General features: G+C 63.3%; 10 protein-coding genes. 3 read left to right on the forward strand and 7 right to left on the reverse strand.

The genetic code is table 11. The annotated features are described in order from the left end of the window. The first annotated feature begins 11 nt into the window (after positions 1–11). Complete coding sequence (locus CFE428DRAFT_RS13375; RefSeq protein WP_006980087.1) at positions 12–1,343, forward strand: O-antigen ligase family protein; 1,332 nt, start codon at positions 12–14, stop codon at positions 1,341–1,343. A 19-nt stretch (positions 1,344–1,362) separates the two neighbouring features. Here CFE428DRAFT_RS13375 and CFE428DRAFT_RS37300 read toward each other — a convergent pair whose 3' ends face one another. Beyond that, complete coding sequence (locus tag CFE428DRAFT_RS37300; protein ID WP_337442692.1) at positions 1,363–3,099, reverse strand: exosortase/archaeosortase family protein; 1,737 nt, start codon at positions 3,097–3,099, stop codon at positions 1,363–1,365. Between the two features lie 72 nt (positions 3,100–3,171). Here CFE428DRAFT_RS37300 and CFE428DRAFT_RS37305 point away from each other — a divergent pair, with 72 nt between their 5' ends. Further along, complete coding sequence (locus CFE428DRAFT_RS37305; RefSeq protein ID WP_006980089.1) at positions 3,172–3,999, forward strand: hypothetical protein; 828 nt, start codon at positions 3,172–3,174, stop codon at positions 3,997–3,999. 67 nt (positions 4,000–4,066) lie between these two features. Then, a complete protein-coding gene (locus CFE428DRAFT_RS13390; protein ID WP_006980090.1) occupies positions 4,067–4,966 on the forward strand; it encodes a sterol desaturase family protein in 900 nt (299 codons plus the stop codon). 15 nt (positions 4,967–4,981) lie between these two features. On the opposite strand, the gene CFE428DRAFT_RS13395 is transcribed toward CFE428DRAFT_RS13390, so the two are convergent. The 6 genes from CFE428DRAFT_RS13395 to CFE428DRAFT_RS13420 all read right to left on the reverse strand — a co-directional run bounded on the left by CFE428DRAFT_RS13395 (position 4,982) and on the right by CFE428DRAFT_RS13420 (position 15,716). After that, positions 4,982–7,363 (reverse strand): WD40 domain-containing protein, encoded by a 2,382-nt coding sequence (locus tag CFE428DRAFT_RS13395; protein ID WP_237705494.1) that lies wholly within the window; start codon positions 7,361–7,363, stop codon positions 4,982–4,984. Further along, positions 7,344–9,509 (reverse strand): PPC domain-containing protein, encoded by a 2,166-nt coding sequence (locus CFE428DRAFT_RS39775; RefSeq protein ID WP_042724946.1) that lies wholly within the window; start codon positions 9,507–9,509, stop codon positions 7,344–7,346. The genes CFE428DRAFT_RS13395 and CFE428DRAFT_RS39775 overlap by 20 nt, the downstream gene beginning before the upstream one ends. 447 nt (positions 9,510–9,956) lie before the next feature. Then, the gene (locus CFE428DRAFT_RS13405; protein WP_006980093.1) at positions 9,957–12,428 is read right to left on the reverse strand and encodes a DUF1549 domain-containing protein; all 2,472 of its coding nucleotides are present in this window, start codon (positions 12,426–12,428) and stop codon (positions 9,957–9,959) included. A 4-nt stretch (positions 12,429–12,432) separates the two neighbouring features. Then, positions 12,433–13,776, reverse strand: coding sequence for a DUF1501 domain-containing protein (locus CFE428DRAFT_RS13410; RefSeq protein WP_006980094.1), 1,344 nt, complete (start codon positions 13,774–13,776; stop codon positions 12,433–12,435). A gap of 219 nt (positions 13,777–13,995) precedes the next feature. Beyond that, positions 13,996–15,540 (reverse strand): tetratricopeptide repeat protein, encoded by a 1,545-nt coding sequence (locus CFE428DRAFT_RS13415; RefSeq protein ID WP_006980095.1) that lies wholly within the window; start codon positions 15,538–15,540, stop codon positions 13,996–13,998. Further along, complete coding sequence (locus CFE428DRAFT_RS13420; protein WP_006980096.1) at positions 15,507–15,716, reverse strand: hypothetical protein; 210 nt, start codon at positions 15,714–15,716, stop codon at positions 15,507–15,509. Before CFE428DRAFT_RS13420 ends, CFE428DRAFT_RS13415 begins: the two co-directional genes overlap by 34 nt. Between the last annotated feature and the right edge of the window lie 116 nt (positions 15,717–15,832).

A 15,832-nucleotide genomic window follows, 5' to 3' on the forward strand; every position in this document is an offset into this window, starting at 1 on the left:
TCACACGGGCCATGTCCTCGCGCTCGGCGGCATGCTCGGGGTTGGGTTGCGCCGCAGAAGCGTGGCAGTGGGACTGGCGCAAGGCGCTGCCGTGGCTGATCGGCACCGGCGTGATTTTAGTGGCGCTGGTGGTCAATTACTCGCGCGGTGGATCGCTGCTTTTCTTTGGCGCGATGGTCTTGTGGGCGGCGCTGGAGGCGTGGCGGCGCAGGTCCTGGAAAGTGCTCGCGGTCGGTGGCTCGCTCGTTTTGGGGTTAGTCACATTGGTGCTGATCGGTGGGGGGGCGTTTGCCGGGCGTTTTGCCGGCGGCGCGGATTCGCAAGTCGGGTTCCGTGTCTTGATCTGGCGCGACACGCTCGCTCTCATTCACGCTGCGCCGTGGTGCGGGATCGGCCTGGGAAATTTTACCGCATTGTTCCACTTTTTTCGCACCGCCTCGGTGAGCCAGCAGACCGTGCTGCATCCGGAGAGCGATTGGCTGTTGCTCGCGGCGGAACTGGGGTGGTGCGGTGTGGCGCTGGCGTTGGGCGCGGCCTTCTTCATCCTGCGCCAGGCGTTTCCATTTGCCGCAGGATCGCGCCGCCGTTTGCGCGGGGCGGCATTGGCCGCGGCGGTGGCCGCGCTTTTGCATGGCGCAATCGACGTGCCAGGGCATCGCGTGGGGTCGGCCTGGCTGGCGTTGTTCGTTGTAGTGCTGGCCTCCAATGAAGCGCCGGCGGCAGCGCGTGATTCGTGGGTGGCCGCCACGCTCTCGCGCGTGCTGGGGTTATTGGCCTTGGTGGGCGCGTGGGCCATTGCGCAAATGCCCGATCACGCCGCGCGCGCCGAGGCGCTGCTCTCGGCCGGAAAATACGCCCCGGCGGAAGCCGCGGCCGATCGCGCTCTGGAACGGGCGCCGCTCGATTGGCGGGCTTATTTCACGCGCGCGGGCGCGCGAGCCTGCCAGGGGCATCGGCTCGAGGCGCTGGCCGATTTCCGGCGGGCGCGCACGCTGGAGCCGCACTATGCCAGGTTGCCGTTCGAAGAGGGGCGGTTTTGGCTGCAAGCGCAACCCGCGCTGACCTTGAGCGTCTGGCGCGAAGCGATCCGGCGGCTGCCTCCATCCGAGGCCGAAGACCTGTACGGAACGATGCTCTCGACGGCACCGGACAATGCGAATTTCCGCGCCCAACTTCTGGCGATGGTGCCGGACCGTCCGATGCTGCAGTTGCAATGGTTGGAGAGCGTGCCGGACGCGGAAGCACGCGCGCATTTGGAGGCAATCACCGCGGTGGCCCGGCAATGCACACCCGGGCAACGCGCGGGATTCGAGCGAAGGGTGAAGCAGTTGGAAGCGCGGTAGCGTTGCACCGGTCGAGCGACTACCTGCCTGCGCGCGCCGCCGCGTCGGCCCTGACTTTCAGCAACTGGCCCAAGCGCGCCTGGAATGCCTCCTGCGCACTTTGTTCTGAGCGATAGCCCGACATGGCGATCTCCAGACTTTGCTCGCCGACATGGCGTCGGCCGCGGAGCGCGCGCTGAAACATTCCCGTTCCCTCAAACTCCGGAATCGCGGTGCCGGCGATTTCGCCGGGTTGCTCCTCGCGCAAACAAAAGAAGACATAGAGCCGATCCTCGCCCATGCGGAAGCTGTAGCTGTGGAAGGGAATCGGCATGGCGCCCACGGTGCTGACATGGGTGCCGAAATCGTGTTCCATGACCGCGCCTTCCGCATTCAGGCACACATCCGGTCGATGGACCTTCGCGGATTCCGCCTGCAGGTTCCCGGGATTCCAGCGGATGAGATAGAGCGACCAAAAACCGCCGTCGGCATCTCTCCAGGTCGCGGCCTGGGACTCGTCGCACATCAGCAATCGCTTCGAACGCGCGGGGATATCGAGAAACTGGAATTGCTTGTCCTGCTTCGGCCATTGGATGGCCCAGCTCCAGCCCTGCCATTTGGGTTCGTGCGCTTGATACCATGTTTCCACCGCGATCTCCGTGGCCAGGAACCAGACCAGCAAGGCGGTGCACCATGGCACCGGCAAAGCCCATCGAAGCGGTAAGCTCTGCGGAGCCAGCATGGGCGCTTTCGACGATCGTAGCCGGTAGGCGATGAGCAGGGTGACCGATAGCGACACCACCAGCACGCACAGCCCCGCTGTGTCGTGATAGCGATCCACGGCGTTCATGCCTTGGTGAGCACCGAGGCTGGCCAGCACTACGGTGCGGATCACATTGGCCAGAATGGTGACGGCGAGTCCGGCGACCATCAGCCAGAGTCGCCGCGCCGGCTTCAAGCGGAAGAGTTCGCCAAGGAAGAGCGAGAGCATGACCATGGCCTGCAGCGAACGAATGCCGCTGCATGCTTCATCGATGTCGATGACGCCGGTTTCGATATGCACCAGGTTGCCCGCCTGCAAGGCGGGAATGCCGATGAGGCAGAGGATCTCGACCGTGGCCCCGGCGGTGCCGTGCATCAGGGAATTCGAGAGCATCAGCTCCATGCTGTGCGGCCACGGGACAGCGGTGAGGATGAAAGCCAGCGGGAAGCTGAACCAGCGCAGCCACGACGTGCCCCCGGCGAGGGCCATCAGCGAGAGGGCGATACCGGCCACGGCGAGGGCGAACGACCACGCGCAGATGGCGCGTTCGGGCGCCGCTTCCTGCAGCCAGCGGGTGGGCGGCACGAGTAGGGCCAGCGCGGCGGCGATCCAGATCGCGCCCTGCAGCGGCACAGAAGGGGCGGGGCGGTCATCCCAGCGTAACTTAAAGAGAAAAAGCGGCCAGAAAGGGGGACCACCCATCCATAGGCATAAGAGCCGTCCGGATCCCAAAGCCCGTGCAAATGCCAGAAGAGGAGGCAGGGTCCCGCGATCAATGCGGCGGCGAAGAGCAGCCACGCTCCTTTGCTCGTCCCGAACCACCTCGGCGTAGGGGGCCCGGTGGCCTGATCGGCAATCCGGTCTGGCGGGGTGGACATGAGATTCGGGGGAGTGGAGGCCAATGAGGCGGACGAAACATGACCCCGGACGGAAGTCAATGCGATGTCGTCGGAGTATAGGAATTATTACGTACTTGCATACTCTGGAAATTAGACCACAGTCGACCGGTTGCATTCCGCCCCGCGCGAGGTGCCGGCCCCGACGTTGAAAACCCCATTCCGCAAAACTGCATTCGTTGTTTTCGCCATGCTCCTGGCGCAGAGTGTCTCTGCGAACCTGGTGCAGGATGGGACATTTACCAGCGTCACCTACTCCGGGGGCCCGGCTTTGACGGCGCCGTACTTCGGCCAGATCGGGCCGGATACCGGCACCAATCCTCCCGCCACGGGGGCGACCTTGACGGTCGCGAACTGGACCACCAACGGCTACAATTTCGTCTTTTCCGCGTCGAATGTCGACTCGGGCACCCAGGCCAGCGGCGCCAATGCCGGCCAACCGAATGAGGCCCCCGGCCAGTTCAACGTCGGCAACTACGGCAACACTTACATGTGGGGCAGCCACAACGGGGGAGCGACCACTTGGGTGGCGCCGCCGAGTGGGGGAAATTTCATCGCGGCGGACGGCGCTTATGAACAGGCGCCGATCCAGCAGACCATCACCGGACTCACCGTGGGGAAAACCTATGCGCTGAAATTCTGGTACGGCGCGGCGCAGCAGCAGGGCACTTTCACTCAGGCGACTACCGATCAGTGGACCGTGTCCCTGATGGGGACGAAAACTTCGACGTTTGGCAACTTCACCACGCCGACGATCAATCTCGGCGCCGAGAGTTTTAGCGGTTGGACGCAGGCGACCTTCTATTTCATCGCCAGCAATACGTCGGAGACCCTGTCGTTTTCCGCAGCGGGCACGCCCAGCGGCCAGCCGCCCTTCGCTTTGCTCGCGGGGGTGGATTTGGAAATCGTTCCGGATATTTCCAATTGGATGATTTTCGCGGGATTCGGGGCGCTGTGCATTTCGCTCGAAATTCTGCGCCGCCGTCGCCGCCGCGCGGAACTCCTGCCTGCGGTTTGAACGCGCTGATCGGACTGCGCTCGAGTGCACAGTCCATGCTTCCATGTCCGCGTAAATCTTTGGGCCGATGATCCATCAACTCCTCGGACACCTTTCAGGTCTGGTCGTGGATGTCGCGCGCTTGGCCATGTGGCTCGTTGTGCTGGTGGCCATCTTCGTTCCGCTGGAGCGACTGTGTGCGCTTCATCCGGCCAGGATCTGGCGCAAGCAGATCGGCGTGGATCTCGCCTGGTATTTCATCAATAGCATCGTGCCGGCGGCGGTGATCTCCGTACCGCTCGCCTTGCTCGCCCGCACGCTGCATGAGCTCAATCCGGGAGGATTTTATTCCATGGTCGCCGCCTGGCCGCTGTGGGGGAAGCTGGGGTTGGTGCTCATCGTCAATGACATCGGTGCGTATTGGGGCCACCGGGCGTTGCACGCCTCTCCGTTCCTGTGGCGCTTCCACGCCGTGCACCACAGCGCGGAGCAACTCGATTGGCTCGTCAATACGCGCGCGCATCCCTTCGACATGGTTTTCACGCGCTTGTCGGGCCTGGCACCGGTTTATCTGCTCGGCCTGGCGCAGACCACGGGGAGTCATATCGACCCGGCGGTGGCGGGCGTCACCATCTTCGGTGCGATCTGGACGTTCTTCATTCACGCCAATCTCCGCATTCGTCTCGGCCCTTTGGAATGGCTCATTTCCTCGCCGGCTTTTCACCACTGGCATCACACCAGGGATGACCATCGCGATCGCAATTTCTCCTTCGTCTTTCCGGTCATCGACCGCCTGTTCGGTACCGCGTGGCTGCCGAAGGAATGGCCTTCCGTCTATGGCGTGAACGAAAGCATTTCGCCGACGTTGTCCGGGCAATTTTTCGATCCGCTCGATCCGCCCGGGAATGTGGAGGCCACCTCACCGCAGGGCACCACCGCGGTGGGCACGACCAAGGAGACGGTTACTTCGCCTTCACGCGAGGCGTAGAGCGATATTGCCACTTCATTTCTTCTCCGGAGCAAAGGTGGCGAGCTTGCCGCCGTCGGTCGAATTCCAGATGCGCAAGACGCTGTCCTGGCCACCGGCTACGACCGTTTTACCATCGGCGCTGACCGCAGCGGATTCCATGAAATCCGCGACTTCCGGGAAGACGCGCACTTCCTTTCCGTCGAGGGCCACGAGGCGGACTTTGTTGTCGCCGGAACTCGTCACCAGATTTGCCGTCGCGCCGACGAACCGCACCGCAGTCACTTCCTTGTCGTAGCCCTCGATATTCTTCTTCCGGTCGCCGGTGGTAAAATCCCACACCTTCACCATTCCATCCGCGCCTGCCGTGGCGAGCGTGCGGCCATCGGCGCTCCAGGTTACGCCGAGCACATGGTGCGTGTGGCCTTCGAAATTGCGCACGACCTTGCCCGTGGCGACTTCGGTCACGCGGGCCATTTTGTCGGCTGCACCGGAAGCGAGGAACTTGCCATCGGGCGAAAATTCCAGGCTGAGGACCGCGTCGGAATGCGCCTTCGGGAAATCGCGCACGAGCTGGCCGCTAGCCACGTCCCAGAGCTTGAGTTCGCCGCCGCGTGAAGGCTCGCCGCTGCCCGTGGCCAGTTGCTTGCCATCCGGTGAAAACGCGACGGCATTCACCCGATCCGTTAGTGGTGAGCCCGCATTGCCAGTGCCGATGGTGCGTTCGAGCTTCCACTCCGGAGCGAGATTCCAAGCCAGCACGGCGCCGTCAGCCGTCGCCGAAATCAATTCCCCACCAGGCACAAAAGCGAGCGAGGTCACTGCGGCATCGTGTCCTTTCAAGACATCAAAGGCCGCACCATTTTCCGCGCTCCACGTGTGGATGAGATGATCGTCGCCCGCGGTCGCTACCGTTGTGCCGTCCGGCGAAAACGCCACGGCGCGGATCGGCTGCTCGGCAGCCGTGGCCGCCTGTTGCGCTGCTTGCAGAACTTCTTCCGCCTTCTTTTTTTCCGCTTCGGCGGTCTTCACGGCGGCGCTGGCCTCGGTGACACTGACCTCATTCTTTTGCTCTTCCACCTTGGCGAGAGACAATTCGGTCTCGGCGACATGCTTCGCCGTTTCCGCATTCTTCGCCGCCTCTTCGGCAGCGGTCACTTGCTTGCCGGCGGGTTCGATCTTGTCAGCGGCCTGTTTGCGTTGCGCTTCGCGCTGATCGCGTTCCGTCCGCGCCTTGGCGGCGTCCTGCAAGGCTGCTGCGGCATCCGTCGCCAGTTTGTTGGCATCGACGGTCGCCGTCCCCTTGATGGCGTCCGCGGCGGATGCGGCCAGCTGTGCCGCCTTCGCTGCGGCATCCTGCAACTTCTTCTCCGCGGTCTTGAGATCCGTTTCCGCGGTCGCCAATGCCTGGTCCGCGGCGGCCTTGGCGGTCTTGGCATCGGCCAGCGCCTTTTGCTTCGCCGTCACGTCCTGTTCTTTTGGCGCGATCGCCTCGGTCGATTTTTTCACCCGGTCTTGCGAGGCCTGCAGCGCCTTCTTCGCGGCCTCCACGGCGTCGTTGCGGTAGGTGACGTTGCCCGCGGCCACTTGTAAATCGCGGTCGCGCTCGCCGGCGACTTCACGCGCATATCGATTGCCCCGCAACTCGGCGATTTGCTTTCCATCCGCGCTCCATAGCTTCGCAAAATTTCCACCGGCCGTGACGAAGCGTTGCCCATCCGCACGCACCGCGTAGGCGACGATCGAGTCGCCGTGATCAACCTGCCCGACTTGTTTGCCCTCGGCATTCAAGAGCACCAGCGTCTTTCCATCCACGCGAGCGAGCTTCGAGCTTTCGGCTGGCGCGTTGAGCGGCTGTGCGGGCTTGCCGGTTATTGGCATGTGCCGCCACAGCTTCACTTCGCGGTAACCGCCGGATGCCATCAGCGTCCCATCGGGACTGAAGGCGAGCGAGTTCACCTGATCGTGATGCGCGATTTCGCTGTCCACCAACCGGCCTGAAGGCACGTGGTAGATGAAGATCCGATTCTCCCGCGCACAGGCGGCAAACTGGCCGTCCGGGGTCACGGCCACGGCGAAGATAGCCGCGAGACTTTGCGCGAGCGGCTGCCATTCGACCACGCGGTCCCTCTTCGGCGAGGCCTTCGCGCCCTGGTCGATCCAGAGCTTGAGCAGGCCGAGTTGTTCGGAGGTGAGATTCTTCGCCTTCGATTTGTTATCCCGCGGCGGCATCACCAAATCGTCGTCCTGATGTGCGGCCGCCTGGAGCATGAGGCTCTCGCTGCCCTTCTTGGGATCGATCGCCGCGCCGGAATCGCCGCCCTTGAGCATCAGCTCCGGTGTCTCCAGGTTCAGCCCGCCTTTCGTCGTCGTCTGGCAATGACACGAGAGACAATTGTCACTGAGGAACGGCCGCACCTCGCGATCGAAATCGACCGGCGTGGTGCGATTCAATTCCGCGACCGGAATCGGCGCCTTGGCGGCGAGGGACGACGCTGCCGGTGAGGGGAGAATGCGAGGGCGAATCGGGCGAAAGTCTTTCACGGGTTACTTGGCAGGGCGCCGCTTGCACGGCAATACGGAGCGGCGCGGAATAGACGGTCGTCGTCACTTCCTTGCCGCGGAATTTACCTTTGGTCAGAGCTTGAAAATGGACGGTGTATTCCCCAGCGGGAACCTTCGCGGCAGCGAGGTCGATCGTTGCCGTGGCGGTCTCCGCATTGGCGGCGACATCGATTTCCTTCGCCGCATCGAGCCCCGGGGCACCTTCGGCTTTCAGCTTGAGGGCTTCCTTGAATTCGCCGTGGCGTTTGATCTTCAGCGGAATCTCGAGTTTGCCGCCGACCGTCGCCTCCCAGCGTTTGTTGTCCGTCACGACCAGGCTGATCGGTGCGGGTTCCGCGGCACTCACGGCCAGCACGACATCGCGGGTCAGTCGCGGACGCACCGCATCCTGCGTGGCATCCGTCACCGACCAGCAAACCGCCCCGCCGCGGGCTTCGTGCGCGAGTTCAGTGTCGCCTACCTTCGCTTTGCCAATGACCCGGATCGAGCCTGCCCAGCGCTCCGGCTTTTCGCCGCTCGTCAGGAGTACGACGCCTTCATTCGCGCCGGCGGGAATCGTGGTCGGCTGGCAGGTCACGCCGGCCGGTAACCCTTCGGCGTGCAATTCGATGTCACCGGCAAATCCATCCTGTCGGAAGGCGAGAACCCGGATGGCGATCGTGCCGTCCGCACGCAGCAGCGCGGTGTAAGGCTCCACTTTGCGATCGTCTTTCTTTTCGGGCGGCGGCTCGGCCACGGTCATCAATCGGAAGTCCGGCGACGCCTTGCGGATGACGAGGCGATAGACGTTGCGCGGATCGTTATGCGCCGTGCCGAAGAGGTCGCACACCTTTACGTGATAAGCACCGTCTTCTTTCGCCTCGAAGCGCACGGCGGGATCATTGCTCGCCGTATTAAAGCGGACGCCGCCGATATTGGTATCCGCGCCGTAAGCTTCCTGCGCATTCGCTGACTCCCGCTGGATGACGACGAAGGGGTCGGTCGGCAGATCGAGCCGTTGCGAGATGACTTCGATCCACCAGACATCGCCCTTCTTCGCGTCGAAGGTGTAGAAGTCCTCGTCGCCGGCGGGGAAGAATTGGCCGGCGACTTCGCAAGGCGGCGTGAGCTTTTGTGCTTCGTTCGGAGCGTTGTTGGGCTCGTGTTCGACGACCACCGGTTCGTTGGTGAAACTAATGAAAACGGGGTTCGAGGCGTGCGGCGAAGGCAGGCGATACGAGAAGCCATCCACGGTCGCGGCTGCCGGATGCAATAGACCGTCGACGTGGGAATCACCGGTCGCGGGCACTTCCAATTCCGTTTCGAGCTTCTCCAAGGGCTTGCCGTCGTCGCCCGCGAGATTGGCCGCTACGCCGCCCGGGAGGTTGCGACCGTAGAGGGTGAACTTCTCCTTCGTGCCCGGCTTGCCGCAGGGCGGGAAGATGAAGTCGAGGTGCGGGCCGGTCGTAAGCGTGAGACGATAGAAATACTCCGCGCTGCCGGCGAACGCGAGGTCCTGGAGCTTCAGCAGAAAGCCGCCGTCCGCTGGCGCGGCGAAATCGAGGAAGCCACCGCGGCGGCTCGTCTCCAAGGCGTGGCCCGTCGAATCGAGCACGGTGAGGACCGGGGAGAGGCGGGAATCGAGTTCCGGCGCCTGGCACTCGAAGAGCAGCCGTTGCCCTTTCTTCGCGGTGAATTTGAAATAGTCCGCGTTGCTCGCCGTCGCGGTGCCGTCGATGGTGGAATCCACCGGCAGCTCGATTGCCGTTTCCGGCGTGGCACTGGCTTTCGTCCTGGCGGCTTCGGGCAGGTCGCCCACCACGAAGGCGCGCGGATTCGAAATGCCGAGCAGGCCGCCGACGCGCACATCGTAAATTCCGGGCCGGACATTCGGCGCGATCTTCACCACGAAGTGCTGCTTGTCCTTCGGTTCGGCGGTGATGCCGGGATTGGAGAAATGCAGTTCCTTTGCTTCATCGAGATCGGCGCCGGTGATGGCGACTTCGACATCCGAGCCCACTTTGCCACCTGGCGGGAAGACCGTGTCGAGGCGGATGACGGGGAGTTCGACGGCGAAGCTATGCGCAGCCAGCAGGCACGCGGCCGCAGTGGAGAGAAGAGCAATGCCACACCGGGCGCGTTGGCGAATGGTAGTAATGAGAGAACGGCTGGCTCGTCCCGGAGGGACGACGGAATTTAGCCGGTGGCGAAAGCCACCGGTACCCGCAATACGCGCGTTCGCCCCGGAGGGGCGCTGGAAATGGAGAAGTGTCGCGTCCCGCGCCCCTGCCGGGGCTCCGGAGTGAGAGAGGGACGATTCCGGTGGCTTACGCCACCGGCTAAATTCCGTCGTCCCTCCGGGACAAAACGAGAGCCGGTTCCGAAAACGGCGCCGCAGCGCCGCACTCCAAAACGCTGTCGCGAAATGCCGCGCCCAACTCAGTTCGTAAATGAAACCTAACACGATCTAGTGATTGAAAAGAAATTCCTTGGTATTCAGGACCGCCCAGATGATGTCCTCGTAACCCATCCGCTTGCCTTTCGCGGCGTCGACAGGTTGGCCATCGGCGCCTTTGCGAGGCTTGTCGAGATACGCTTTAGCCAACTCGAGCTCGTGCGCTTCGGGCGGACGGGAATAGGCGGCCAGATAGAGCTCGCGCAGCTTCTCCTCGTCGGTGCGGGGGTCAGCGGCGAGCTTCGCCGCGGCGCCGCTGTCCGAGGCCAGCTTCTCCTGGATGTCCTTGGCATTCAGCAGGTGCAACGCTTGCGCGAGGCTGGCTTCCTGAGTGCGCTCGCACTCGCAGGCGCTCGAGCTTTCCGGCCGGCCGAATACGGTGAGGAAATAGGAACCCGCGTTGAAACTGTTGTCGGGCAGCGAGATCGCGCGCGTGCCCGGCGGCATCCCGGGGAAATTGGCCGGCGTGCGCGTGATCGTGTTGATCGAGTCGAACAGCACTTCCGCGGTGAGCCGCTTCGCGAAATAGCGCGAGAAGTTCTGGCGATCCTGCGCGTTGTAATGGTTCGGCACGGCGCTGAGCTGATAGGTCTGCGAACGCGTGATATCGCGGATGAGCGCCTTCAAATCATAACCGCTGTCGATGAAGTGCTGCGCCAGCGCGTCGAGCAATTCGGGATTCGAGGGCGGGTTCGTCTCGCGCATGTCGTCCTCGGGTTCGACGATGCCGCGATTGAGGAAGTGCTTCCAATAGCGATTGACCAGGGTGCGCGCGAAGAATGGGTTCTTGGGATTGCTCATCCACTTGGAGAGCTCGATGCGCGGATCTTCATCGGCCGGGATGTCGAGCGGGCCGGTGACGAGCGCCGCGGGACGCACGGGCTGCTTGGTCTTCTTGTTGATCGCCGTGGCAATGCCGCGCCGGTGGAAGATGGCTTCGTCTTCCTTCGTCGTTACCGGCTTGCGGCCGAGTTGGGTGAAGAAAGCGGAGAAGCTGTAGTAGTCGTTCTGGCTCCACTTCTCGAAAGGATGATGATGGCACTGCGCGCATTGCATGCGCATGCCGAGGAAGAGCTGCGCGATGTCCTCCACTTCCTGCTGCGGCTCCTTCACCTGCCGATACCACGCGACCGGCGGATCATCCTGCGCATCGCCCGTGGCGCAGAGCAGATCGCGCACGATCAAGTTGTAGGGCCGGTTCGCCTGCAGGCTGTCGTGAATCCAATCGTAGAAGGCAAAGGTCGTCGGGGCCTCGGCGGGCTTGGAGCGTTTGTTGCGCAGCAGCGCGCTCCATTTGTTGGCGAAGTAGTCCGCATACTCCGGGCTCGCAAGCAGGGTCTCGATGAGCTTGTCGCGCTTCGCCGGGTCGGTATCCGCGAGGAAGTGTTGCGACTCCTCGAGCGTGGGAAGACGGCCGGCGATATCGAGGCTCACCCGGCGAATGAATGTGGAATCATCGCACGGATCCGAGGGCGGCATGCCCATCGCCTTGAGCTTCGCAAAGACGAGATCGTCGATATAATTGTGCGAAGGCGGCAGGCTCTCCACCGTGGCGCCGAGCGGCTCGGTGGCGCGGAAGGTCGCGACCTTGCCCTGGTAGCGGACCATGATAGCCACATCGCCGGGCTGATCGAAGAGCTTCACGTGGCCGACTTCATCGGCTTCGGCCATGCTCTTTTCATTCGGCTCGTAAAGCGCGCTGCGAGTCACATCCTTGGCCGTGCCGTCGGAGTAATGCGCGAGCACCACGAGTTGCTGTTCGCCGTTCAGCGCCATGGTGCGCGCTTTCGGCAGCACTTCGATCTGCGTCACCTTCGGATCGGTCTCGCGCCCGTAGGGCATGCCTTGCGCGATCCAGCGGACGAGCAACGCATAATCCTCGGACGTCCGGTCGAGTCGCTTGCCGCCGCCGTGCGGCGTGGAATTGATCGCCTTGAGCAGTAGCAAGCTGTTCTCCGGCGAAGCGGGAAAGACGCGGCGTCCGCGCGCTTCCTTGACGATGTGCTCGTAATCCTCCGTCGGCTCGAAACCGAGCAACGAGAGCTTGAAGCCATTCTGGCCGCTGGCCTTGCCGTGGCAGCCGCCCGCGTTGCAGCCGGCCTTGGTGAAGATCGGCACGATCTGATCGGCGAAATTGATCGGCTCGGTCTTGTCCGCTCCCTCCACGTGCACAGGGATGGTCGCTTTCACACCTTCCGCCTCGGCAGTGATCGTCACTGCACCATCGGCGAGCGGCGTGACGACGCCATTTGCATCGACATTCACCACGCCCGTGGGCGCGGCGCTGTAGGTTGCCTTGTGAGTGAAGTCGCGGAGATCGCCACTATTCAACTTCGCGGTGACGAGCAATTGCTGGTGTGCATCCTTGCCGCGCAAGGTGAGCTCGGGCGCGCCAGTGGCTTCGATCTGCAGGCTCACCGGTTGCGCAACGGTCGCGGCGGCGAATGAAATGCATCCAGCGATGATGAGGGGGAAACGCGGCATGAGATTAGATCAGTTCTTTCATCGGCTGACAGCCGGGCTCGACGAGGTATTGCGGGCGGCCGGAGAGGTCCGGGATCGTCGTTTTCACGACGTCGATCTCCATCCGTTGATAGAGCGTGGCGAAGACTTCGCCGAAACGCACCGGGCGTTCCGTGGCTTCACCGCCGAGGCGATCGGTGGCTCCGATGACCTGGCCGTGACGCATTCCGCCGCCAGCGAGCAAGGCACACGAGACGCGCGGCCAGTGGTCGCGGCCGGCGTCCTTGTTGATCGTCGGCGTGCGGCCGAATTCGCCCCACACCACGACCGAGACATCCTTGTCCAGGCCGCGCTCGTGCAGGTCGGTGATGAGCGCGGTGAGGCCCTGGTCGAGGAGCGGCAAGTCCTGGCGCAACGCGGAGAAATTACCGCCGTGATGATCCCAGCGACTGAAGGCCACGGTCACGCAACGCGCGCCCGCTTCCACCAACCGACGCGCGGCGAGGAAATGCTCCATCATCTTTGGGCCGCCATCGTCGCGATTTTTTGGATCGCCCTTGCCGTAGCGCTCGAGGATGCGGGGGTTTTCCTTCGTCACGTCGAGGGCGTTGAGCAACTTGCTCGAAGTAAGCACGCCGAACGCTTGCTGGTCGAAAGTGTCGAGTCCGCCCATGAGGCCGCTCGCATCCACGTCGCGGCGAAATTGATCGAAGCCGGCGAGCAACGTACGGCGATCGGCGAGACGCTCGAGGGTCACGCCATTCAGCGTCATGTCCTCCACCGCGCCGCCCTTGTTCGGCTCGAAGGGTGCATGCGCCACGCCGAGAAAGCCGGGTTCGCCGCAGCGCGCCCATTCCATGTGGCCCATCTTTGGCGCCAACCCCACGAAGGGCGGCACTGCGGGGTCGAGCGCGCCCTGCATTTTCGAAACGACCGACCCGAAGGAAGGCCAGCCGCCCGGAGGCTGTTGCTGGAAGGGACGGCCGGTGAGGCATTGGAAGGCATCGTGCCGCCCGTCGCAGTCGCTCATCGAGCGAATGATCGTGCACTTGTCCATGATCCGCGCGAGCTGCGGGAGGTGCTCGGTGATCTGAATGCCCGCGACGTTGGTGCCGATCGGCTTGAATTCGCCGCGAATCTCCGACGGCGCATCCATCTTCAGGTCGAAGATGTCCTGATGCGAGGGCCCCCCTGGCAGGAAAATCATGATCACCGCCTTGTGCGAACGGCGGACCCCGGCTGCCGCTTCAGCGCGCAAGATTCCGGGCAGGCTCAGGCCGCCGAGGGCGAGTCCGCCGATGCGCAGGAAATCGCGGCGCGAGACGCCATCGCAGAAGCTGGCGTTTTTGTGGCCGTGGATGGTGAGCATTCTGGGTAGGGGCAGTGGGCGAGCGCGGCGGGCGGTCGATGGAAAAGAGCAGTGGCCGTTCCATCGATTTCGCCCACGTTTGGGAACACCTTAACCAAAGCAATTTCTTAGATGGAACCGGTGAGGAAAGCGGTGGGCCAGTAGGATAGGCGCGGCGTAAATCACTGTGGAACATTTGGGTTCCAGGAATCAGTTACGCTCATAAAAATGCGATCTTCGCTATCCCGAGGCACCCTTCGCCGCTCGCTCCAACTTCTGCGCGAGATCCGTGGCCAGTTTGCGTTCCTCGGGGAGCATGCCGCGCGCGTCCAGCCTGGCCAATGTTTCCCGGGCCCCCGTTTGATCGCCATTTCCCGCCAGGACGATGGCGTAGTAGAGGGCGACTCCCGGGTGCTGCAATGCTTCCGGCGGCAAGGCGGACATGACCTTTTGCGCCGTGGCATCTTTCCCGGCGAGGTGCAGCGCGTAGGCGTAGGTCGCAGCCCATTCGGGGATTTGGGGATTCGACTCGGACGCCGCGCGGGCGAGACGTTCGGCGCGGCTGGAGGCGCCGTAGACGAGCAACGTGAGAAAAGCTTCGTTGTTCTTCCGGACGGGATTCGCCGGATCGAGCTCCGTCTGCGCGCGGGCCACGCGGAGGAGTTCGCGGGTTTCGTGCGTCTCGGTATAGAGATTCCACAGATTCTCCAACGCGACTGAGTTCGTCTTCGGCTTCGTCGCTGCGTCCCACAAAAGCTTCACCGCTTCCGGACGCCACTTCCAGCCGATGACCACCTGCGCGAGCAGGAAGCCGTCGGGCGGATTCGCCTCCACGTCGTCGGTCAGTTGCTCCCAGTCTTTTTGCCAAGGCTGCGCGAGCTCCCGCCGAGCGCGGATGGCCATGGCGCGGCGCAGAAAATCGGCATCTTCCCAACGGCCCATCTTCAAAAAGGCCTCCAGCTTCTGCCAGTCGCCTACGGCGAGGTATGCTTCCGCGGCGACGATCTGCATCCGCGTGCTCGAGCGGACCGCCGAAGGGAGCTGAGGGTACCAGCGGAGGGTCTCCGGCGCCAGGCGATGCGAGTTCAGCCACTCGCCCGTGGCAATCGCTTTCTGCGCGTCTGCTTCCGAACGCTTCTCAAAATCCGCCACCGCCGCCTTGAACCGGTCCTGCGTTGGCACGATGTCGAGACAACTTAGTTCATCGGCGAAGGTGTGCTCGGGCATGGCGCGGAGTTGGTCGGCCAGTTGGAGCGCGTTCTCGCGATCGTGGCGACGGGTGGCGTCGGCCAGTAATTCCCGGATGGCTAAAAGACGCGCGTTGGGATCCGCCAGGGCATCGTGGAGATCCTTCACTGCCCTGGCGTGGACTTCCTTGTCGGGAGAATTCGCCAACCGAAACGATGCGAGATTGATCCGATGAACGGGATTGCCGCGGTCGAGTTCCGCCGCGCGCCCGAAGTGCTCCTCCGCGCCGCGGAGATCGTGATTGCCCAGGGCGATGCCGGCCATCATTTCATGGTACTCGGCGCTGCGGTCTTGAAAATCCGCGGGCAGGTTTTTCAAGACATGAGCGGCCATCTCGCGCTGGCCGAAGCGGAAGGCACTCTTCGCCCAGAGCATCATGTCGTCGTTATTATTTGGCTCGCGCTGGACGACCTTGATGCGCCAGCCCAGCGCCGCCGGCCAGTCCTGGGCCTCGTTGATTTCCGCCATGAGCCGCGTGGCGTCGATATTCCGATCATCCACGCTCAACGCGCGGCCCGCCCAGAACTCGGCGCGCATATATCGCCTGGCGGCGAATCCTCGTGCGCGTGCCGCAGCGCGAGATGCAGCCGGGTATAGCGAACCCCTTGCCACACGCCGAGGATCACCGCGCCGGCGAAAAGCAAACACCCCACCGCCTTCGTCAGGCGCGGGACGATGGTTTGCGCCGGGGGCAGGGGTGTGGAGTCGCTCATTCTTCTTTCAGGGACGGTGAAATGAAGTCCATAGGTCGCACGAAAGAGCTAAATCAGAAACCGGGAATGGAGGTGAATGGAGGTTGTGGATGCCGATCTCCGGGCGGCATGGGAAA

The sequence above is a fragment of the Chthoniobacter flavus Ellin428 genome (assembly GCF_000173075.1).
GTDB classification, from domain to species: Bacteria; Verrucomicrobiota; Verrucomicrobiia; order Chthoniobacterales; family Chthoniobacteraceae; genus Chthoniobacter; species Chthoniobacter flavus.